Origin of the sequence: Nocardia sp. CA-151230 (assembly GCF_050942175.1) — a bacterium.
In the GTDB taxonomy this organism is placed as follows: Bacteria; Actinomycetota; Actinomycetes; order Mycobacteriales; family Mycobacteriaceae; genus Nocardia.
Genome location: NZ_CP192061.1, coordinates 972,593 through 994,348 on the forward strand (window position 1 = coordinate 972,593; position 21,756 = coordinate 994,348).

General features: G+C 68.1%; 17 protein-coding genes. 10 read left to right on the forward strand and 7 right to left on the reverse strand.

Annotated elements, in window-relative coordinates; all coding sequences use genetic code 11:
* The first annotated feature begins 32 nt into the window (after positions 1 to 32).
* The 8 genes from ACQP1O_RS04215 to ACQP1O_RS04250 all read left to right on the forward strand — a co-directional run bounded on the left by ACQP1O_RS04215 (position 33) and on the right by ACQP1O_RS04250 (position 7,278).
* On the forward strand, positions 33 to 347 hold the full coding sequence (locus tag ACQP1O_RS04215; protein WP_433564577.1) for a hypothetical protein: 315 nt from the start codon (positions 33 to 35) through the stop codon (positions 345 to 347).
* 60 nt (positions 348 to 407) lie between these two features.
* The gene (locus ACQP1O_RS04220) at positions 408 to 2,054 is read left to right on the forward strand and encodes a hypothetical protein (RefSeq protein ID WP_433564578.1); all 1,647 of its coding nucleotides are present in this window, start codon (positions 408 to 410) and stop codon (positions 2,052 to 2,054) included.
* Between the two features lie 75 nt (positions 2,055 to 2,129).
* Complete coding sequence (locus ACQP1O_RS04225) at positions 2,130 to 3,989, forward strand: hypothetical protein (protein WP_433564579.1); 1,860 nt, start codon at positions 2,130 to 2,132, stop codon at positions 3,987 to 3,989.
* Between the two features lie 4 nt (positions 3,990 to 3,993).
* Positions 3,994 to 4,788 (forward strand): ESX secretion-associated protein EspG, encoded by a 795-nt coding sequence (locus tag ACQP1O_RS04230; protein WP_433564580.1) that lies wholly within the window; start codon positions 3,994 to 3,996, stop codon positions 4,786 to 4,788.
* Entirely contained in the window at positions 4,781 to 5,143 is a 363-nt protein-coding gene (locus ACQP1O_RS04235; RefSeq protein WP_433564581.1) for a hypothetical protein, read from the forward strand. Before ACQP1O_RS04230 ends, ACQP1O_RS04235 begins: the two co-directional genes overlap by 8 nt.
* Positions 5,144 to 5,310: 167 nt before the next feature.
* Positions 5,311 to 5,631, forward strand: coding sequence for a type VII secretion target (locus ACQP1O_RS04240; RefSeq protein WP_433564582.1), 321 nt, complete (start codon positions 5,311 to 5,313; stop codon positions 5,629 to 5,631).
* Complete coding sequence (locus ACQP1O_RS04245; RefSeq protein ID WP_433564583.1) at positions 5,628 to 6,881, forward strand: hypothetical protein; 1,254 nt, start codon at positions 5,628 to 5,630, stop codon at positions 6,879 to 6,881. Before ACQP1O_RS04240 ends, ACQP1O_RS04245 begins: the two co-directional genes overlap by 4 nt.
* Positions 6,882 to 6,960: 79 nt before the next feature.
* On the forward strand, positions 6,961 to 7,278 hold the full coding sequence (locus ACQP1O_RS04250; RefSeq protein ID WP_433564584.1) for a PE family protein: 318 nt from the start codon (positions 6,961 to 6,963) through the stop codon (positions 7,276 to 7,278).
* Between the two features lie 77 nt (positions 7,279 to 7,355).
* Here the strand turns inward: ACQP1O_RS04250 and ACQP1O_RS04255 are convergent, their stop codons facing one another.
* Both ACQP1O_RS04255 and ACQP1O_RS04260 read right to left on the reverse strand, forming a co-directional pair.
* Entirely contained in the window at positions 7,356 to 7,814 is a 459-nt protein-coding gene (locus ACQP1O_RS04255) for a hypothetical protein (RefSeq protein ID WP_433564585.1), read from the reverse strand.
* Between the two features lie 45 nt (positions 7,815 to 7,859).
* The gene (locus ACQP1O_RS04260; RefSeq protein ID WP_433564586.1) at positions 7,860 to 16,553 is read right to left on the reverse strand and encodes an alpha/beta hydrolase; all 8,694 of its coding nucleotides are present in this window, start codon (positions 16,551 to 16,553) and stop codon (positions 7,860 to 7,862) included.
* Between the two features lie 239 nt (positions 16,554 to 16,792).
* Between ACQP1O_RS04260 and ACQP1O_RS04265 the strand changes: the two genes are divergently transcribed.
* Positions 16,793 to 17,452 (forward strand): hypothetical protein, encoded by a 660-nt coding sequence (locus ACQP1O_RS04265; RefSeq protein WP_433564587.1) that lies wholly within the window; start codon positions 16,793 to 16,795, stop codon positions 17,450 to 17,452.
* Between the two features lie 169 nt (positions 17,453 to 17,621).
* Here ACQP1O_RS04265 and ACQP1O_RS04270 read toward each other — a convergent pair whose 3' ends face one another.
* Positions 17,622 to 18,140 carry a YbaB/EbfC family nucleoid-associated protein gene (locus ACQP1O_RS04270; protein WP_433564588.1) on the reverse strand — a complete coding sequence of 173 codons (519 nt, stop codon included), beginning with the start codon at positions 18,138 to 18,140 and terminating at the stop codon, positions 17,622 to 17,624.
* A 9-nt stretch (positions 18,141 to 18,149) separates the two neighbouring features.
* Positions 18,150 to 18,464 carry a WXG100 family type VII secretion target gene (locus ACQP1O_RS04275; protein WP_433564589.1) on the reverse strand — a complete coding sequence of 105 codons (315 nt, stop codon included), beginning with the start codon at positions 18,462 to 18,464 and terminating at the stop codon, positions 18,150 to 18,152.
* A 109-nt stretch (positions 18,465 to 18,573) separates the two neighbouring features.
* On the opposite strand from ACQP1O_RS04275, the gene ACQP1O_RS04280 reads away from it, so the two are divergent.
* Positions 18,574 to 19,131, forward strand: a complete 558-nt coding sequence (locus ACQP1O_RS04280) for a hypothetical protein (RefSeq protein WP_433564590.1) — start codon at positions 18,574 to 18,576, stop codon at positions 19,129 to 19,131.
* Between the two features lie 137 nt (positions 19,132 to 19,268).
* On the opposite strand, the gene ACQP1O_RS04285 is transcribed toward ACQP1O_RS04280, so the two are convergent.
* From ACQP1O_RS04285 to ACQP1O_RS04295, 3 genes are read right to left on the reverse strand one after another with little or no spacing between them, the layout of a single operon-like run.
* Entirely contained in the window at positions 19,269 to 19,772 is a 504-nt protein-coding gene (locus tag ACQP1O_RS04285; protein ID WP_433564591.1) for a YbaB/EbfC family nucleoid-associated protein, read from the reverse strand.
* Positions 19,773 to 19,774: 2 nt separating this feature from the next.
* Positions 19,775 to 20,098 (reverse strand): hypothetical protein, encoded by a 324-nt coding sequence (locus ACQP1O_RS04290; protein ID WP_364605532.1) that lies wholly within the window; start codon positions 20,096 to 20,098, stop codon positions 19,775 to 19,777.
* 37 nt (positions 20,099 to 20,135) lie between these two features.
* Complete coding sequence (locus ACQP1O_RS04295; RefSeq protein ID WP_433564592.1) at positions 20,136 to 21,677, reverse strand: hypothetical protein; 1,542 nt, start codon at positions 21,675 to 21,677, stop codon at positions 20,136 to 20,138.
* Positions 21,678 to 21,756: the final 79 nt, after the last annotated feature.

Here is a 21,756-nt window from a genome sequence, read left to right on the forward strand (position 1 = left end):
GAGATCCGGCTCGGCACAGGGAGGAGAAGGACATGCGGCACGGCCACCCCAGCGACGATGAGTTGCGGGAGAACTTCGACGAGGTGCTGACGCATGTCTTGGCGGGCCGTGGCGTGCACACCGCCACCGGTCTGGACGACGACACCCAGGACGCCCTCTGGGCCATCGCCGAGGCGTATCCGAATGCCACCCCCGAGCTGATCGATGCCGCCAGACGGGCCTTCGCCGGTCAGCTCGACGGCAGCAATGCCGAACGCTGGCAAGAGGAAATGGACAATTGGTTCGAAGAACGCGAAGAGCGGAAGGCCGCCCGCGAACGGCAGCAGGGATCGGCAGAGGGTAGCTGACGGACCTGATCCGGCTCGCCTCGTGGGCGGTGCCGTCGTGGGCCGAGGAGAAGATTGCGTGTGACGATTTCCCGTGACGACAGCGAAAACCGCACCGGCGCAGCCGCATCCGCCGGAATCGCGCCCCCGGCGGCGCGCGATGCCGGGCCGCCGTCCTTTGGTGACGATACCGATCTCCCCGAGTTCGACGGTCTGGCCGCCGTCATCGGCATGCCGAGCGCGGATCGGGATCCGGCCGGGTCGCAGACCCGCGAGATGATCGAAACCTCCAACGTCCCGGGTGATTCCGATCCCGATATCGGTTTCAGCATGACCGCCCCGGTGATCGACGTCCCGCAGCGCGCCCGCAACCTGGCCCACCGTATCGCGGGGGAGTTGCGTGAACTGGGCCCGCAGGGCTGGGTGCGCCTGAGCGCCGCGTTCGCCCTCACGGTCAATGGCCAGCGGACGCGGGTCGTGTTCTTCGACGACCAGCAGCGCGGCGCGCAGATCCTGCCGCCCACGGAGATCCTCGCGCTGGTGGCCGAGCACCGCCGGCTCTCCGCCGAGTTCGGCGACCCCTGGTGGCGGCTGGAACTGGAGGTCACCGCCGCGGGCGAACTGAGCGTCGACCACGACTATGGTGACGAGCCGTTCCCGGCCGACCAGATGTTCGATCCGCGGGACTACCTCGCCGACCTCGTGGCCTACCCGCGCGATGACCTGCCGATGTGGCTGGCCGCCTATCTGCGGCACGACAACCGTCAGACCCGAGATCCGCTGCAGGCCGCCGTCGCGGCACGCGCGGATCGCGAATCCGGTTATCTCCCGGTGGTTTCCGAGGACGACTTCCCGAGGTTCGCACTGCTGTGGTCGCGTTGGGCCGCCATCTCCGCCGCCTTCGTGGCGGTCGGCTCGGAGTGGGGTCCACGGGTGCTGCCGTCGTTCGGCTGGTTCGAGGGTTCGCGCCGATCCGGTTCGTCGCTGTACCTGCTGCCCGGTGGTCGCGCGGTGTTGTCCGGAGGTGTCTGGAACGCACCGGAATTGGCGGCCGCCTATAACGGCCGAGGCCCGCTGCCGCGCCTGTTCGCGGGTGCGCCGGAGTGGGTCGCCAACCCAGTGCTGAACACCCGCGCGGGTGGCGGCCTGCTCACCTTCTGCTACTGGTGGGAGCGTGGTCGCTGGTATCGCGGCGAGTCCCCGGCCGCCGCCGACGTGGCCGCCGCCGTGCCGGGCATCTGGACGGCCACCACCGCCGTCGAGGTGATCAGCGGTCTGGTCGCCGAGGCGCCCACCTCCGAACAGCGTTCGGCCGTAGTGGAATTCGTGACCGCCGCCGAGCGGTCCGATGTCACCCGCGCCGTGCTCCTGGCGGCCTTCGGGGCAACCGCGGACCTCGATGGCGCGCACTACCAGTTGACCTTGGCCGGGGTGGCCCGGCTGGGTCCGGATCCCCTGCCCGAGTCCGAGGCGCTGGACGCGGTCCGCCACCATGTGCGCACCGCGGGCGAGGAAACCCCCGCCTATCCGCTGGATCGGCTTCGCGCCGAACGGCTTCCGGTCGGCTGGATGGTGTACGCGCCCACCGAGCCGGATGAGCTCATGATCGATCGGGCCCTCTACTACGTCGCCGATGACGGCGTGGTGGAACAGACCACCTCCAGCATGCCCGCGTCGGTCTACCTTCCGGGACTGGAACAGCGGTTCCGCCAACGACATTCGCAGTGAAGCGAGTCGGACGAGTGTGGAATCTGCGTCGGCGGCCCGTAATCTTTCATGTGTTGGTCGAGTTAGGAGCGGTACATGGGTGACGGTGGCAAGATCGACAACCCTTGGCTCGGACTGTCCCGGGACGCGCACTTGAAACACGATCGGCTGCAACTGGACCCGGGCTCGGCCGAGGCGGGCGCCAAGTACGCCGCCGAGGCCATCAACGCGCTGAACGCGGCCAAGGGCTACGCCTATCTGCTCGATCAGTACTCCGGTTTCAGCAATAACGGTGTGCTGCAGTCGGCTCTGAACCTCCAGGATCGTTTCGCCAAGGAGGGCGGCCGCGTCGGCGGAATCATCGATGACTACATCTCCCTGTTGAACGCCATGGGCGACACCTTCACGGCGGCGGGCAAGACATACCGGGAGACCGACGATCAATCGAAGTCGGACTTCGACAAGCTCAAGACCCAGGCCGTCGTCGACATGCACTTCGACGGAATCCCGTTGGACGGCACGACGCAGCTGTCGAGTTGGTCGGATTCATCGTCGCCGACGCCCTCCGACAGCAACGGCATGGGCGACATGGCGAAGGTCGCGAAGGAGAAATCGGGCCGCTATACCGACGCGATCGGCCCCGAGGACCCGACCCATCACGACGGCAAGTGGTTCTTCGACGTGGGGCAGGGCATCGACCCGACGCCGATCGCCAACCGCAGCGCCCTGTGGAAGTGGATCGCGCAGGTGGTCGGCTCGTCGTTCGAGAGCTTGACCGGGGCGGTCAAACGGCTGGAGTCCGACGGCCATTGGACGGGTCAGGGTGCCGACGCCGCGATCGCCGCGTGTCAGGCCTTCGAGGCGCAGGGTACGGAATTCTCCACGGACCTGTGGGCCGTCGCCGAGAATCTGCTCTACACCGCCACCTGGTTGAACCAGACCAAGGCGGGCATGCCGCGCAACTGGGAGGACAGCTTCAAGGGCACCTCCACCGAAACGTACATCATCAACACCGGCACCGCCGCCTTCACCGCCTGGTACATCCCGGGAATCGGCAACTCCAGCACGACGATTCCGATCCTGGTGGATCCCACCAAACCGCCCACGCGGAACCCCTCGGACAACCCGCGCTCGGATTACGGCGGCACCCGGCCGGATCCGAGGTCCGGCGGCCCGACCGGCCGAGTCACGCCGACCGGTCCGGGCGGAGGCGATCCGGGCGCGAAGAAGCCGGGCGGAAAGACCGACCCCAAGGGCGCGCATCCGGGCAAGGACGATCCGAAGGACAAGGATCAGAAGGACCCGCACGGCAAGGACGGCAAGGATCCCAACGGCAAGGACGGCAAGGATCCCAACGGCAAGGATCCGACCAAGACCGACCCCAACGGCAGGAATCCGAACGGCACCTCGCCGAACGGCTCGAATCCCGATGGCACGAACCAGAATTCATCCAACCCGAGTTCCTCGAATTCGGGCCAGTCCGCGCTGTCGGGTCTGCAGAGCGCGCTGCAGTCGATGGCCTCCACGACGGGACAGACCACAGACCAGAAGAAGCAGCAGGACCTGAAGGACGCGCTGAAGGATTCCCCGCTGACCAATCTGCTCGACAATCTGAAGGTGCCGCAGGGCGGTTCCCCCGGCGGTGGCGGTCCCGGCGGTTCCCCGATCAAGCCGCTGGCCGAGGTGGCCAATGCCCGCCTGTTCCCGCGTGCGGCCGTGGCGGAGGAGGCGGTGGAGAGCGGCATCGCCGCCGGTTCCGCCCGCGCGGGTATCGCCTCCGGCTCCGGCACGAGCGGCATGGGCGGCGGCATGGGCGGCATGGGCCATGGCGGCGGCGGTGCGCACGGAGCCCAGGGCAAGGAGCACAAGCGCCCGGACTTCCTGGATTCCAACGAGTACCTGGACGAGGCCATGGGCACCGCGCCGATCGTGGCGAAGCCCGTGGTGGAGGGCTGAATCTGTGCTTCGGACCTGGAAGTTCACCGACCTCGAGTTCCTGTCGCTGTGGCAGGGCCTGGGCGAGGAGTTCCTGCCGCACCCGCTGACCTTCGCCAGCCGCACCGAGTGGTGGAACGACCACCTGGCGAATATCGCGCGCGCCCGCGAGAGCCTGCGCGCGCGAGAGGCCGACTACGCCGATGTGCTGCGGGCCGTCCTCACGCCGGAGGTGCGGGTCGAGGTGGAAGGCTGGGACGGCCGGGACGTTCTCGCCGCATCCGCCCGCATTCGCCTGCTGGGCGTACGTTCGGGCGATGCCGGATACCTGCTCGTGCAGCATCCAGGCGAAACCTACCGGCACGGTAGCGGTTTCACGCTCTCGGAGTTCTATGCCGAGGAACTGGCCGAGCGGGTCGTGGCGGCGCTGCCGGATACCCCGGCCGGCCGCGACTTCCCGGGCGCGCAGGGCGGCGATCTGGTGCTCGCCGAGACCCGGGACACCGACGACACCGACTACGACTTCGGCATGTCGCCCGCGCACGAAACCCTGGAGGGGACCGTCGTCACCCGCGCCGCCGACTTCCTGGCCGCCCCCGCGCCGAGCATGGGCGCCATCGATGTGGTGCAGGGCCGTTCGCGTTTCGGCCCGCGCGGCATCGCGCGCTACCGCCTGCACTGGCGTGACCTCGAGGACGACGGCCGCTATGTGGTCACCGGCGAGTATCCCCCGGTGGCCGCCGCGGCCGACCGCCGCCGCTTGGTCCAGACCCTTGATGCCCATATCGCGGAGGTGGTACAGGTGATGGCCGATGAGTGAAGGGAACGACGCGCCCGTGGAATCCCCGGACTTCCCGACCGAGTTCACCCTGTCCTCGCGAACCGGCGCGATCGTGGTGACCACCACGGAAGCGGGCCTGCCCCGGGCGATTTCGGTGGAACGCGATCGCCTGCGCGAGGACCCGGAGCTGCTGGCGGCGGAAATCCTGCGCCTGTGCCGCCAGTCCGCGGCCCGCGCCGGGATCGAGCGGCGCGCCCAGCTGCAGGCCGCGGGTCTGGCCCCCGAGCTGCTGGCATTGACCGGTCTGCCGACCGCGGCAGAGGTGACCCGCCAGGAATACGTCGAGGAACAGGAGTACGAGACCGAACCCGACAGCTGGCTGCGCCCGATCTGATGGCGATGAAATATACGGTGCGGCAACGGCATCCGATGCCACCCGGGTAACCTGCGGAATACCCGGCGTTCACTGGTCTGTTCGTCAGTTCGTGAACTCTTCGCTATGCCGGGCGAATGTCCGCTCTGTATAGTTCGATTCGAAATGATCTTCCCGATGGGGGTCTCATGAGCAGCCACCTCGTTGCCACACCGGATGCGATCCGCGCCTACGGAGACGCCTCTGCCACCATGGCGAGCGCTGTCGCCGGCGCCGCCGCGGTCGACCAGGTCGCCACGGTCGCCGGATTGGTGCCGGTCTTCGGCCTGATCGGGCAGGACTTCCTGCTGAGTTACGCGGGCGCGCAAGGCAATCACCTGTCCTCGGTGGCCGAATTGGCCGCCGTGCACGCGGGCACCGCCGTCACCGCCTACGAGGCGGCGGCGGGCTACGAGGCCACCGATGAGGCCGCGGGCGTCGACTTCCTCTCGTTGTCGCGGGACCTGTGAGTACGCCCTTCGACCAGGGCTCGACCGGCGCCGTGCAGGCCACACCGACCGCGGCCGCCGGTCAGTCGGTGGCGGATGCCTTGCGCGACACCAACTTCGCGCCGCTGCTGGACAGCCCGGTGGGCGACGTCCTGCAGACGCTGGGCCTGCCCGCGTTGCCGCAGCTTCCGGCGTTTCCGCCGTTGCCGGACATGCCGCCGCTGCCCACCCTGGATCTGACCGCGCTCACCAAACCGCTCACCGATCTGGCCTCCGCGTTCGGCACCGGCCAGCTGGGTCAGGGCCTGGACGCGTCGAAGATGCTCTCGGGCGTCTCGAGCGCGCTGCAGCAGGTGATGTCGATCGCCCAGTCGGTCATGTCGCTGGCCGGCTCGAATTCGTGGCAGGGCGACGGTGCGACCGGCGCGGCCGAGAAGGGCGCCGCGGCCCAGACCAACGCGCTGGAGCTGGAAGGCCAGAACCTGCACCAGAAAACGGTCATGGCCGGCGCGGCGACCTCGGTGGCCACCGGCGCGGCCCTGATGTCGGCCATCATCACCAAGTTCGTCACCGGTGTCACGGTGGCGGCACCGTTCATCGGCACCCCGCCCGGGCAGGCGTTCCTGCTGTCCCTGGCCAGCGAGACGGCCGCGGAGGCGACCGCGGTGGTGGCCAAGACCCGCACCGAGATGACGGTGCACAGCGCCAATATGACCACGGCCGGACACAAGGTGAAGGTCACCGACGCCCCGAAGGGCGTGGATTCGCTCTCGCAGGTGACGCAGCTGCTGAGCCTGATCTCGCCGGTGAGCAGCGCGGCCAGCACGGGCGTGCAGCAGTTGCAGCAGCTCCAGTCGATCAGCCAGACCTCGACTGTGGAGCCGACCCCCGATGCGGAAAAGATTGCCGCGCCGACGGATTCGAGTGCCCTCGGCGGTGGCGGCATGGCCCCGATGGGCGGTCTGGACGGCTTGGGCACGCCTTCGACTCCCCTCGGCCAGGCCAGCCCGCGCACCATGAGCGCGACCACCACGCCGCCCGTCGCCGTGCCGACCCCTATGCCCGCCACCGGCGCGACCGGCATGGGCGGCGGGATGGTGCCGCCGATGGGTGCCGCGGGCGCGTCCGCGCAAGCCGGCGACGCCGATGAGGAAGTGCGCACCAATATGGTCACCGCCGAGCACGGCGACGAGGTCGTGGGCGAACTGGGCTACACCGGTGTCCCGGTGGTCGGCGCGGTCGGCACCAACGGGCCGCGCCCGGCACAGTGACCGAGCGTTTCGGGGTACGGAAACCGGGTCGTTGTATGTCCGGGCGACACGGTAAGATTCGCGCGGAAAGGGAGGGACAATGAGCGAATTCAACTTGGGCGGTGTGCGTTTCGACGCCGACACGGTGCTGGCCGCCGCCGCCGACCTGGAAGCCATGGCAGACCGGCTGGAAACCGCGCTGGGCGCGGACACCCCGGCGCTCTCGGTGCCCGCCGCCGGCTCCGACAAGGTGTCCCTGGCCGCAGCCGAAACCCTCACCGCCGTCGGCGCGTCCTTCGTGTCGCAGAGCGGTCTCGGCGTGGACGAGCTACGCAGGCTGGCCGCGGTGGTGCGGAATCAAGCCACCACCTTCGGCCAGGTCGAGGTCGACAACTCGACCGACTTCACCAACCTCTGATCGGCGGCGGAGCCCCAGGAAGTCTCGAGGGGTTTCAGGGATGAAACCCCTGAGAGCCCCCGAGAGTTGGGTTACTCCTACGGATGCTCGATAACGGCGGGAAGCGGTTCTCCCGCCTCGGAATCCGGGTCGAAAGGCGGAGTCGATCCGGCCAGGCTGAGGTATCCGTTCACGCTCTGAGTGAGGGCGAAGCTGTACCCATCTGGTGTGTGCGCGTAGCCGACGCGGGGGAACTCGTCCGGCTCGGAGCTCGTCGACCAGCCCTGTTCGCTCCACGCCCGCAGCACGAGATCGAGATATCGATCCGAGGTCTCGGGCGTGGTGCCGAGCACCCAGTACCGGATATCCAGGAATACCAGCGGGTTGTCGGGATCGCTGCCGTCCCAGGGCAGCGTGACGCCGCGGTGGAACACCGCCTTGGGCAGGTCCGGATGGCGCAGCGCCAGCGACAGCTCGACGGGCAGCGCGCGCAAGGTCTCGCCGAAGTGCCGCAACAGTTGTGCGCGGGCGGCACTCTGCGTGGTCGCCGTCGGCATTCGGTCCTCGTTTCGTCGATTCGAAGGGTGCACGCGTGTACGTTGTCAGCGCAGCCGATGGGCGTTGCCGGTCAGGATCATTCCCAGGATCCGGTACGACTCGTGCGCGGCGCTGAAGTAGTTCTTACCGCCGTGGTCATCCGGATTCCAGCCCAGCCGCGTCCGGGTAGGTTCGGTGCCGGACTCGAAAACCCTAGCGCCGTACTCCGGATCGCTGGGCAGGGGCCCGTGGGTGGGCGGCATCAGCATGAGCGAGTCGTATTCGGCCATGGTCGCGAAGACATGGTCGCCGGTCTCGGCCGGGTCGACGCCGGTCAGCCGGAGATCGCCGACATTCGTGACGCCGGAGCCGATGGCGCCGATGAAAACCAGCGCGTCGGTATTCAATTCGTGCCCGTGCCCGGCCGCGTGCCCCGCGGTGACGCCGCCGTACGAGTGCGCGATGGTGGTGGTGTTCGCGGGCGGTCCCTGATGGGTGGCCCGCAGCCCGTCGTGGAATTCCCGCAGCTTCGCCGCGCCGCCCTCGCCGTGCTCGGAATGCATGCCCTGGATCAGCGAATTCGGATTGTTGTAGGCGCCGAACAGGATCACCGACGTCTCCGCGTTCGGGTCGATCGCCAGGGCGGCCTGCCGCACCTGCGCCAGCGTCTCGAGTGCGTAGCCGACGCCGCTGCGCCGCCGGAACGCACCGGCCACCTCGATGGCCACGTTCTGGGCGGTATCCGGATCGCCCAGGGCGTAGATGTACTGGAGCTTCTCGTCGATGTAGGACAGGTGGACGGCGGGCATGCCCTCTTCGGTCGGCAGGCTCAGATACTTGTCCCACATGTCCCGAATGATGTCCAGGCGCTCCTGTATCCGCTTGCGCTCGGCCAGCACCTCCGGTGTCTCCGGTTCGGCCTGTGCCCGCAGCATGTCCTGCTCGGCCTGGTGCCGCAGCATGTCGAAGGTCTGCCGGTTGTATCGATCGCGGTCGGCGTGCGGTATGCCGTCGCGGTTTCCGATGAACGGGTCCGCGCGATGCCAGGCGTCCCGCTCCTCGAGGGACAGGTTCTGCCACTCGTGGTGCAGTTGCTGTGGATCGGTCGGCAGCCGGCGGTCGGGATCGGTGGGGAGCCCGATGTCCGGCACCGGCGTGTGGTCGGGATATTCGTGTGTGCTCGGCGGCCATCGGAACCAGCGTTCCCCGGTTCGGGGATCCTCGACCATGTGATGGTCGCCGACGAGCCGCAGCGGTCCCGAGTCCGTCGCCTGGTGTGCCTGTGCGAGATGCTCGGCCAGCTCGGCCCGGTAGACCATCTGGGTCCGAAGGATGGCACCGTGGGTCGGGATGGACAGGTAATCGATCGCGTCCGCGGCCCGGCGCTCGAGGCGGACGGTCTCGACGTATTCCCGGTCGGGAGCGGACAATTCGGTGTCGCGGCGGCCGACGTCGGCGAGTAGTTCTTCGACGTGCCCGCGCGCCCGCTCGGTCAGGTATTCGGAGACGATCGCACGCCGATCGGCCGCGCCCGGTGTGCCCTCCCGCAATCCGAGCCGTTCGACCAGAGCCAGCGCCTCCCGGCGGGTGGCGGTGTCGTGGCCCGCCTGCGCCCCTTCCGCCAATGCGCGCAACTGCCGGATGCGTCCGAGATCGTGTGCGGTCGGCGTGGCGTCGTGGTCCACCGGCCCGGGGCGCAGGACTCCGTCATCCGGTATGCGCAGCTGATCGATCAGTCGCGCCAGGTCCGGATCATGCCGGGCCAGTAGCCGTTCCACGGTGGGCGCGTGCTCGGGATCGTGCAGTCCCAGGTGGTGCATCAGATCGCTGAGATCGCGGCGCAGGGGCGCCAGGAGATGGGGCTTCACGCGTGCGGCGACGCCCTCACCGATCTGCTCGACCAGCACGCGCAGTTCGGCGAAGCGGCCGCCCAGATGCGAGGTCATGCGCGTGGGCCGATCGTCGACCGGATCGATGACCACGTGCTCGTCGTGCGCCAGCCGGATCTCGGCCAGCTCGTGCGCCACCGCGCGGACGACGTCCCCGTCCCGGGCGTGTGGGGAAACCTGGATGTCGTATCCGGTGACGCGTCCGGATTCGTCTGTGCGCGCGGTGAATTCGGCGACCGCGTTGCCGGTTGTCGGACCGACGTCCACCCGGATGTCGAGAGTGCGCCCGTCGTGCGTCATCTCGAACCGGCCCGCCTCGTGGTTCCACACGACGTCCTCGGGCTCGATGAGCCGGAGATTGCGCTCGACGGTGTCCACCATGGATTCCCGCGTCAGCGGTTGCGCGCCCTCGGGTCGCGCATCACCGCGGAATTCGCCGACCGGGCTCGCCGTGCCGTGGTCGGCACGCGGTGCCGCTGGGATCGAATGTCCTTGCTCACCAGTCGAATGCGGATCGTAGGTGATCACCATGCGGTGTTCGGGCAGCGGCGGGTTATAGGTCGCCATCAGCGCGGTATTCAGCTTGTTACTGGCACCGGCGTCGATGGTGTAGTCGTAGTTGTCATTGCCGGGATGCGGGAACTCCTGGGACGTCCGCTTGAACGGGTTCTCCTGGTCCCGGTAGTGCCATTCGATGGCCTCCCACAGCTTGGTGCCCAGAATGTGGTTGCGATCGCCGGGTTTACCGTCGGTCGTCTCCGGCTTCATGTCCCACTGCACCTCGACGCGCCCACCCGGGGCGAGGGTCTCGGGCAGTCGCGCGGCGATGTCGTGGTAGACGGCATCGGGCAGCTCGGCGCTGACATTGTTGATGAAGATCCGCGCCACCTCGCCGGTGGGTGCGGCGGTCAGGATATTGCCCTGGGTGAGCAGGTCGCCGAAGACCATGACGGTGCCCGGCTCGGTCAGTGGTCCGGGATCGAGGATGCCGAGATCGCGTCGGCGCTGTCCCTTGATGGGGAATTCGGAGGCGAGTTCGGTCTTGATGATCAGCCCGCGGCCGGCACGGTCCGCGGCCGGGGTCATCTCGACGGCGAAGGCGCTGCGCCCAACGCCGATATCGATGGTGTGGCCCTCGACGCCAGCGGCGGGCAGCCGCTCGTGCCGGATGCGAGTGTTGTTCTCGCCGAACACATTCTGCTCCAACGGCAGCCGGTGCTGCGGCCGCGGCCGGGACAGCACCTCGACGGCGGACCGGCCGTCCACGGCATCGTGCACGACCACCGTGTACTCGACATTGAGCCCGTTCTCGCCCGCGCCGCGATTGGCGCTGTCCACCTGGCGCAGGAAATCGCCGAGGTTGGTGGCCTCGCCGTCCACGACGAGCACGCCGGTGGCGTGGTCCATCACGGCATTGATCCGGTCCATGCCGGACGCGACGGTGTCGGCGGCCCGGTACATATCGTGGAAAACCTGCGTGCCGATGGCCTCGTGGAACTTCTCGGGCATATCGTCGCGGAAGCGCGCGATGGCCATCTTCATCGCCTCGGCGCGGTCGACGCCGCTCAGCGTCGGGTCATTGATCGCCGCGTTGAGCGGGTCGAGCGCGTTGAGCAGGTATTCGATGTCGACGGTCTTGCGGGCGGCCTTGGTGCTGGCGTCGAAGAGCGGGTCGAAGACGCGGCGCGCCAGCTCCTCGCGCATGCGCCCATCGAGCGCCAGCTGCTCGGTCCGCACCACATCGGCCACGTGGTCGCCTGACAGCAAGTGCTGCAACTGATCCAGGTGTTCAGCGCTGGAGTGCTCGAAGTCGGATTCGGTCAGGTGGGGGTCGAAGGTCGGCCGATGCTCGTGCAGGCCCTGCTCTTCGAGCCTGAATCGCTGTGCGAGCTCCGGATCGTGTGCGGTCAGCAGATCGCGCACGGTGGCGGCATGCGTCGGATCGTTCATGCCGAGGTGGTCGGCGAGATCGCGCAGGTCCTGACGTAGTCGTGGAAGCTCATGCGCGCGAGCCGGATCGGCGATGGCGCGGTCGATATGCGCCTCGAGCACCCGCATTTCGGCGAATCGGCCGCCCAGGTGGGTGGACATCCGGGTGGGCCGATCATCGTGCGGATCGATCAGGATGTCCGGGTCCTGCGACAGGCGGATCTCGGCCAGCTCGTGTGCGAGCGCCCGCACCACGTCCTCGTTGCGGGCCCGCTCCGAGAGCACCACGTCGTATCCGGAACCGTCGGCCCGAGCGTGGAATTCGGCCACATTGCCGTCGCTGGTGGCGCCCACGGTCACCTTCACGGTGCCACCGTCGCCGGGGAGCAGGAAGTGGTGCTCGTCGCGGTTCCAGGCGACGCCCTCCGGGGTGATGAGCCCCAGATTGTCCCGGATCTGGTCGAGCACGAACTCCGGCTTCAGGTTCGCCTCGCCCTCGCGCGCGTCGCCGTGGAAGTCGCCGATCGGGCTGGCGTGACCGTTGTCGGTGTCCTGGTCGTGCGGGAGCGACGCCCGTTCGTGCTCCGAGAGCCCGTGCGTCGCAGTGGAATCCGGGTCGTAGACCATGATCCACCGATGCTCGGGCTGCGGCGGTGAGAACCCGGCCATCCGCTGGTGCGGCAGCTCGTTACTGGAGCCCGCGTCGATGGTGTAGTAGTAGTCCGGATTGCCGGGGTGCGGGAAGTTCTTGCGCTCCACCAGCTTGAACGGGGCCCCGCCGTCGGGGTACGGCGCTTCCATCGCCTCCCACAGCTTGGTGCCGAGGATGTGGTTCCGATCGCCCCGCACGCCGTCGGGCTTCTCGGGCTTCATGTCCCACTGGATCTCGACCTGGCCGCCGGGGGCCATGATCTTCGAAAGGTGTTCGGCGATCGGGTGATACGCCTCGTCGGGGAGCTTGGCGCTGACGTTGTTGATGAAGACGCGGGCGATGTCACCGCCGAGCAGGTGCCCATTGCCCAGCAGGTCGCCGTACACCATGACGGAGCCGGGTTCCATGAGCGGGCCCGCGTCGAGGATGCCCAGATCGCGGCGGCGCTGCCCGCCGATCGCGGCGTCGGTGAGTTCGGTCTTGATGATCAGCCCGCCACCGGCCTTGTCGGCCGCCGGGGTCATCTCGACGGCGAACGCGCCGCGGCCGACACCGACATCGATGGTGTGCCCGCCCGCCGCTGCCGCCGGGGCGGAAGGCCGGGGTCGGTGGTCGATGGGATGGTTGTCGTCGCCGAACCGATACTGCTCCAAGGGAAGTCGATGCTGTGGCTGCGGGCGGGGGAGCACCTCGACCGTGGACAGGCCGTCCACCGCGTCGTGCAGGATGACCGTGTACTCGACGGTGAGGTGATTGTCGGTCGCACCCCGGTTGGCGCGGTCGATGCCGTGCAGGAAGTCGGCGAGGGTGGTCTGCTCGCTGCCGATGGTCATGCGCCCGGTCGCGTGATCGATGACGCCGGTGATGCGGTCGGGCGCGGTGGCGAAGGCGTCCGCGGCGGCGTGCATGCGGGCGAAGCGCTCGGGGCCGAGGGCGTCGCGGGCCGACTGCGGCATGCCGTCGTGGAAGGCGTCGATCGCCCGGTGAATGGCGGCGGCCTGTTCGTGTCCACGCAGCGTCGGATGGTTGATGGCGGCGTTGACCGGGTCGAGCGCCGGTAGCAGCCCGGGCACCTGCTTCCGGGAGGCCTTGGCCTCCTCTTCGAAGATCGGCTCGAAGACGCGGCGGGAAAGTTCCTCGCGCATACGGCCGTTGAGTCCCTGCTGTTCGGCGCGCAGGAGATCCGCGGCGTGATCGCCGGTCATCAGCTCGTGCAGTCGGTCGAGATGTTGCTCGGCCGCGTGCTGGAATTCGTCCTCGGTGAGGTGTTGGTCGAAGGTCGGCCGTTCGGCGAGCACACCATCGGCCTCCAACTTCAGCCGCTGCGCGAGATCCGGATCATGGTTGGCCAGTAGGCGTTCAACGGTCGGCGCGTGCGCCGGATCGTTGAACCCGAGATGATCCATCAGATCGTGCAGGTCGTGCCGCAACCTGGGCAGCTGTTCCGCACGGGCCGGGTTCATGGTGGCGTGATCGATCTGCGTGGTGAGCGTCCGCAATTCGGCGAAGCGCCCACCCAGTTGGGTGGACATCCGGGTGGGCCGATCATCGTGCGGATCGATCAGGATGTCCGGGTCCTGCGACAGGCGGATCTCGGCCAGTTCGTGGGCGAGCGCGCGCACGACGTCCTCGTTGCGGGTCTTGTTCGACAGCCGCACGTCGTAACCGTCCGCGCTGGGCCGGAATTCGGCCACGTTCCGGTTCGACGTCTCGCCGACCTCGATCCGGACGACGCGCCCGTCGGACAGGACGAAATGGCCCTTCTCCGGATTCCACGACATCCCTTCGGGCGTCATGATCCGCAGGCCTTCCTGAATCTGGCCGTGCACATCCGTGAGCGTGAGTTCGCCGGTGCCGCGGTTGTTTCCGTGGAAGTCGCCAACCGGACCGGCCGCGGCGGGAGCGTACTCGCGGGCGTCCGGTCGGGCGTGCGCCGGCGTGTCGACGGGAAGGGGGAAGACGGCCACGCCGTCCGGATGCTCGCTCGGCGAACCTGCCCGGTCATCGGGGGATACGCGGTGATCGCCGGGCAGTCCGCCGCGGTCGTCGGTCGGGCCGTCCTGCTCGGGGGACCGGGTGGGATGGCTTCCCGGCCGGTCGGCGTGATCCCCGGACTGATCGGCACGGTCGTGTGCGGTGGCGGCCGGATCGACCGGCTGTCGCGTCGTATCGCCGGAGAGGTTCAGGAAGTCGTCCGGTGCGTGTGCGTCCACACGCTGCTCGTGGTCGCCTCCGGCGTTCGAGTCGGCCTGTTGCGCAGTCGGTTCGACGCCGGTGCGGTTCGCCTGCACCGGGGCGTCGGGCCGGGTGGCGCGGTCGACTCCGATTCCGGCGCGGCTGTCGGGGGTCCTGGGCGAACCGCCGTCCGTAGGCTTGGGGGCGGTGCCGTCCGTGGCTCTGGGAGCACTGCCCTCGGTGGGTTTGGGAGTGCTGCCGTCGGCGGGTTTGGGGATGCTGCCGTCGGCGGTGCCGCGGGGCAGGTCGCGTGGTGCGGCGGCCTTGGTCGGATCCGCTGCCGGGGAGCGTGTTTCGCTGTTGGAGGCGCCGGTATCGGTCGATTTGCCGGGCTCGCCGACGGGCCGGGTGCTGCTCTCGTTCGAGAAGTTGGTCGCCGCTGTGGAATTCGCGTCCCTGGACGATTCCCCGGTGTGATCGGCGGTGGATTCCGATGTGCGCGCGTCCATTCCGGTGTCGTGCGCGCGGCCGGTCGGATCAATGGCGGCCGTTCCGTCTCCGGCGCGATGTTCCGGAGCTCCGCCGCTCGTGTCCGCGCGCGTGGTATCGCCGGGTGACGAGTCGCCGACCGAGTGGGTATCGGAGACGCGATGCGACCCGGAATCTGTTGCGCCGCCGGTGTCCTGCACACTCTGGTCCGCGGGCGCGCGGCGGCCGTCCGAGGTGAACGAGCCGTTGTTGTCGGACCGCTGGGAGTCGCCACTGTGGTCGGTGGACTGATCGTGGGTGGGTGGCGCGGTGTCGGTGGCCTCCGGTGCGCTGGCCGCGTGCAGGCGGGGTCCATCGGACTGCTGCCCGTGCGGGTTGTCGCCCCCACCGGCCGAGTCCCCGGTATTCCCGTGCTGCCCAGTGCCATTCGGGTCTCCACCTGTGCCGTGCTGCCCGTTCGCGCTCGGATCCCCGGTGGTGGCGTGCTGCCCGTTGGGCCCCGCGTCCCCGGTGGTTCCGTGTTGCCCGTTCCCGTTCGGGTCGCCGGTGGTGGCGTGCCGGCCGTTGGCATTCGTCTCGCCAGGGCTGCCGTGTTGACCAGCGCCCGAGTCTCCGGATGTGTTCTGCCCGTTGCTGGAGGCATCGACGTTGGGCGTACGGCTGTCCGGGGTGGTGCCCGGCTGCTCGGGTACGTCGGCTCTGGTGCCGGTCTCCCCGGGGGCGCGCACACTGCCGTCGCCCCGTTCGCTGCCCATGGGCGCTCCGGCGTGAGGCGATTCGCCGTTGTAGCCGTGCAGTCCGCTGGGACCCGCACCCGCGAACGCGCCACCGGTGAGGGAGCGCGGGTCGAATGACCAGTCGCCATTGACCAATCCATTGGCCAGCCAGCCCGCGCCCGCGCCGCCCGCTCCGGCGGTCGCGCCGGTGAGCATGCCGCTGAACGCGCCCTTCCAACCGCCCCCGGTCTCGCTGGGCAGGATATGGTGCGCGCCCAGGCCGAGCGCGCCGCCCGCACCGCCGGACAGTCCCGCGACCAGTGCGTTCTTCCCTATCGCGCCGAGGTCGAAACCGTGCCCGTGCCCATCCAGGTTCTGAATGGACTGAACCAGCAATTCCTGGGTGGTGGCCTGGATGGTGGAGATGACCGCGCCCTTGCCGATCTCGTAGATCAGCTTGGTCAAGACCTCCCGCAACAGCGCATTGGTGATCCGACTCTCGACCAGTTCCGCGATCCGGTCCGCGAACAGCTGACCCAGCTTGCGGAACGCGATGCGCGCCGTCGCGAAGACCGCGGCCTCCGACTCCGGCGCGAAGGGCCCGGTGGCCGCGGCCCAGGCGAGCTCCCCAATCAGCCATCCGCCCGCGATATAGAAGTTGAGCTTCGCGCCCTGCAGCTGATCGCCGAATCCGTCAGCGGCCGTGGACAGCTGGCGGTAGTTATCGCCGAACTCCTTGATCGAGCCGTGCCCGGAGCCGTCCCCGTCGCGCAGCGGCTTCAGCCATTTCAGGATCTCGTCGCCGCCGGTGCCGTCCGGATAGGCCTTGCCGATCGAGTCGATCAGATGATCGAGATCATCGAGTAGCTGATCGGCCTGTCCGCCAACCGATTCCAGGTCGCGGGCCATCTGCCACATGGTGTCTTCGTTGCCATGCGGCCATTCGGAGCCCACCAACCAGCTCAGCCATTCGAGCCACGATGGAAACTCCAGCGCCACAGGCCACCTCACGCCGGTCGGGATCTGATCTTGGCCAGTCCGACTGTGCCACAACCAAGCAGGTGAACTCAACACGAACGCCGAATGAGTCACCGGTGACCGGCCCGCATACATCCTGCGGTGATAGGGTCCGGCGGGAAGGAGGCCGCATGGGCGACATCTCGAGTGCACGCGAGGAACTGGACCGGCTGGGCGCGGCCCTGCGGGCGCAGCTGGTCGAGCTCATCACCGACCTGACCCCCGGCACCGACCTGAGCCTGCTGTTTCTCGACGAGCCCACGGTCGTCGACTGGGCCGAGCCGCCGCGCTACCACTATTCGGGCCTGATCCGCGGGCAGCGCCCCGCGCAGGTCCCGCCCGCCGATATCGTCCAGCGTGCGAGCGCCCTGCTCGCCGCCGCGGGTTGGGAGGTCAGCGCACAGGAGGTCGAGGCCCGCGCCGTGCTGGTCACCGGTCGCCGCGACGGCAACACCATCGAAGTGCGTGTGAGCGACCAGAGTTCATCGGTGATGTTCAGCGGCCGGACCCCCGCACTGGCCCTGCGCGCGGCGGGGGAGTACCGCCGCCCCGACCCGGCGCGCACTCCAGAAACCCTGACCCCCGGCTACGTCCTCTGCTACGAATGCGACGGCCTGGGCGCCTGCCCCGAATGCGATGGCAGGGGCCGACTGTCCAGCGGCCGCCTGTGCCCCGAATGCAACGGCTCCCGCTACTGCCCCATCTGCCGGGGAGCGGGCCAACTGGCAGTCTCCGAACTGTCGCCCTTCCAGCGCACCTACTATCCCGAATTGCGCGGGGGGTCAGAGTAATCGCCCGAGGCACCGGCGTGATCGATAGGAGCGCTGGTGTGATCGCGTGGGGTGCTGGTGTGATCACACGGAATGCTGACTTGGCCGTGCGGAGTGCTGGTGTGGTCGTGCGTGTGCTGGCGTGATCGCACGGGGCGCAGTGTTCAATTACGCTGGGTGCCAGTGTGATTCACCAGCCGGAGTCGGTGGCTCCGCGCTTGTCCTGCCCTTCGGTCCATGCCTCGTAGCCGACGGCATTGCCGAATTCGGGCCCGGGTTCGCCGAGCTGGGACAGCCGCTCCCGCGACCGCGGGGGCGCGAGCGAGGCGGGTTCGACCGTCGGCGCTTTGCCTTCGATATCCGGCATGCCCTCGATCAGTTCCGACAGCTTGGGCATCCGCGCCCGCTTGTCCCGCAACGGCTGCAACAGTTCTCGCCCCTGCCGCGCCACATCGGTCGCGGCGTTCTGCGCGGCCGTCGTGACCGCCTTGGCGATCTCCTCATAGGTCAGTTCGTCGATATCGGAGGAGAACCGCGTGGCGATCACGACGCCGTCCGCGTTCACCGTGACCTGCACGCGTCCGCCCGCCGCCGAGGCGCTGGCGATCAACCGGGTCCGCTGGCGCGAGGCCTCCGCGATCTCCCGCATCTGCGCCGTGAACCCCTCGAGGATGTCGGCCTTCGCGATTTCGCCGTTCTCCCTGGTCATTTCGCCCGCCTACGCGAAGGTGTCGTGGTTGCTGTGCTCCATCTCGTCGAGCTTGTTGGCGGAGTTGGTCAGCCCGCTGTGCAGATTCTTGAACGAGTCCGCCAGCTTCTCGGTCCCATTGGCCATGTTCTCGCTACTGGTGGAGAACCCCTTCGCGCCGTCGGCGAACTTGCCCCCGAAATCGTCATCGCCCCATCCGGAGGCCCCCGGCGAGACGGCCGCCCGCGCATTGTCGGCCATCGACTGCAATCGGGCCTGAATATCCGCGGCGAACCCCGCGGCAGTGCGCACCGACTCCGGATCTACCTGCACTCTCCCGGCCATAAGATCGACTGTCCCACAACCGATCAGTGAACACAACATGAACGAGACGTGCCGCCGCGCGCCTGGCAAGATCAATCCCGTACCGCCCACCCCGGCCGAAGGAGCCCCCATGCCCGACACCCTCCCGCTGGCCAGAACCAACGCCGAGGCCCGTCTCTACCTCACCCTGCAACCCTGCCCCACCTGCGGCGAAACCCGCTGCCAATTCCGCAGCGCGGTCATCACCACCGACGACGGCGACCTGGCCAGCCGCTACACCGGCGAATGCCCCACCTGCGGCACCGCCCGCGTCTACGAATTCCGCCTCCCCGCCGACATCCTCCCGCCGCCCGCCGACGCGGTCCGCTTCGGCCTGGACAACCCCTCCGAACTCCTCGACCCCGGCGTCTGGCTCTGGTACTCCGACAACTGCGTCCGCCAGGTCCCACCCACCACCACGGGCCTCGATGAACGCGCCGCCCGCACGGCCCGCCACACCCTCGCCACCGCCCTGGCCGCCGTGGAAGAAACCCTGAAATTCCTCCCGCCCACCACCGACCGAATCCCCGCCTCGGCTTTCATCTCCCCGAGGGGCCGCGCCACCTACAACACCGAACCGGGCCGCTTCACCCGTCCCCGCCTGGAAGCCCTCCGCGACACCTACGCTGCCGCGCTATCCGACCGCTGACCGGCCTGACCCGCTCAACTACCGGTAATCACACGAATGGCCGCGTCGTGGGCTCCTGACGGCTCGGCCCGAACCAGTACTCCGCCTCGCCCGGCTCATCGCGCACCTGCCGGTAATAGACAAGCAACGCCATAGCCTCACCAGTCGTCCGCGCGAATCCGGCCGGGAGTGATGTCATCCAGATACTCGACGTCGGTGAATGTCATGATGGGATCGCTGTGCTGTTGCCGCTCAGGCGAATTCGGTGGAGCCGTGGAGGCGGGAATAGGTTCTGGAATTCGGTCGGTGAGGTCCGGCAACCCCTCGATGAGGTCCGACATTTTCGGCATCCGCCCACGCCGTTCCTGAATCGGATTCGTGAGTTCGGCAGTCTTGCGGGCCAATTCGGTGGCGGCTGCCTGTGCGGCTTCGGTGACGGCCTTGCTCAGCTCATGAAGCGGCAGCCCCTCGAGATCCTCATCGAACCGTGTCTCGATAACCGTCCCATCGGCATTCACCACCACCGTCACCCGCTTTTGCAGGGCGTACCCGGTGGCCATGAGCTGCGCCCGTTTCTGCTGCATCTCGCCGAGAACTCGCATCTGCTGCTGGAACTCGTCGATCATCGAGGCCAATTCGGCCTTCACGCTCTCATTGGCCATGGCTACTTGCCGAACGCGTCGGCGTTGCCCTGATCGGTACCGTCGAGCTTCTTGCCGGATTGGTTCTGTCCGTCGGAGTTGTTCTCGGCGTTCTTGGCCAGAGTCTCGGAGAGGCCCTTCAGCGTCTTGCGGGCGGCCAGATAGCCGGACCCGTCCTCGGTCCCGGCGAATTCTGTACCGTAGCTGTCGTTTCCCCAAGGTTCGCCCTTGCCGCCGGTGCTGGCCATGAGACCGTCCACCACCCCGCGCAGCCGACTGTTGACCAGGTCCGTCTTGGCCGACGCCTTCTTCAATAGCTCGGGATCGACGTCGAGTTTGTCTGTCATCAGGTATTACTCCTCCCCATAGCTGCCGGTCAGCACGTCAGCCGCGCTGCCGCATCCGTTCCTGAAACCGTTGAGTGAACCCCGCGATGTACACCGTCGGCGGCACCGAGGACGACGAGGGTTCGATCTCGCCGTCGTCGGCCATGTAGTAGATCGCGCGACCGATCATGATCTCGCCCGGCCGCGTGGGCACGAAAACCATCCAGCCGTTGTCGATTCGTTCGGCGGTCAACTGGTCGAGGGGATAGCCGCTGGTGTCGGTACCGCGCGCCAGGATGAATCGTCGGACTTGCTCGACGGCGTCGATCCGGCTCAGCGGCGGCGCGGTGACAAAGGTCCGAAGGCCGGCCAGCGTGAACTGGTTCAGGGCCGAATCCACATCGTGCTCGGCCGGATCGAAGACCGCGGCCACCGTCTCGTAGGTCACCAGGCCCGCCTGTGCCGCTGAAACCAGCGTCGCGACAGCGGATTTGGTGGCATCGGTGACCGTCTTCCCTGCGGAGGTCATGACCTGCAGGATCACCTCGACGGTCGAGTCGGTGGTCCAGATCCCGGGTACCGCGGCAGTAACACCGGGGCCGTCCGGCGATTCCCCCCGGAACCACTGTCCCTCCTCCCACCAGTAGCAGAAGGTCAGCTGCCCGGTGGCCGCCCGCGGATTCAACACCGCGTCGGTTACCCAATCCGGTGCGCCCGCATACAAGCTGGGTAGTAGACCGCCGTCGTTGTAGACGGCGTCGAGTTCGGGTGCGTTGAGCACACCGCCCGAGATTACCGCCCGATCTCCCGGCAGCACGTACAGCGTGCTGCCGCTGCGATTCGGCCCTTCGAACCAGGCGAGCGACGGTAGCATCCGGGGGCCGTTCGGTGCGTCGAGAGCGACGAATACCGCTGCGAGCGTGGTCCAGTGCGACCACATCAGCGGTAGCGGCGGGAAAACCTCGGTCGTGCTCTGGCCGCGAATCTCCTTCGCGCGATCGGACCGAGCCTGCTCCGCGGCGACTCGCGGTGAGCGCATCAGTCGCCCGCCGTGGCTCACGTACGCCGCCAGCCAGACAGGTAGTCGGTTGCGCGGGTACTCGCGCAGATCGGCCAGATACGCCTCGGCCGGAAATAGTTGGTTGTCCGGAAACGGCTCGTCGCCGTAGTCGTAGTCGGTCTGCACCTGGCCCGCGTTATTGAGGCTGATTCGGATCCGCCACCACGGTCCTTCGCTCATCCCCGCCGCGACGTCGCGCTGCTCCTGCACCAATTGCAGGACCGACTGCGCGGGTTCGACCTGAACCGCCTGCTCCCCGGCCGAATACACGACGCTCCAGGTCTTGTCGGTCACGGTCCACGCGAAGGTCGCGTCGACCCGCTCCCATCCCTCCGGTGCGGCGGCCGCGAGTTCCTGGGCGATCCGATGCGTCAATCCCCGCGCTCGCTCGATGATCTCCTGCTCATCGGCCACCGCTTCGGGACCGGGATGCGAAACCAGGCTGAATCCGATGTCCGGCTCCGCGTTGGACTCCGCGAACCCAGCCATGAACGACTTCATGAATTCGTCGTCCGGATTCCCGCCCTGAGGTCTGCTCACGTCCCGACTCCCCTCCTCGACCGGTCCCGCGCCTTTCACCCGGTCGGATACCTGTGCGACCTTACACATTCGAGGTGTC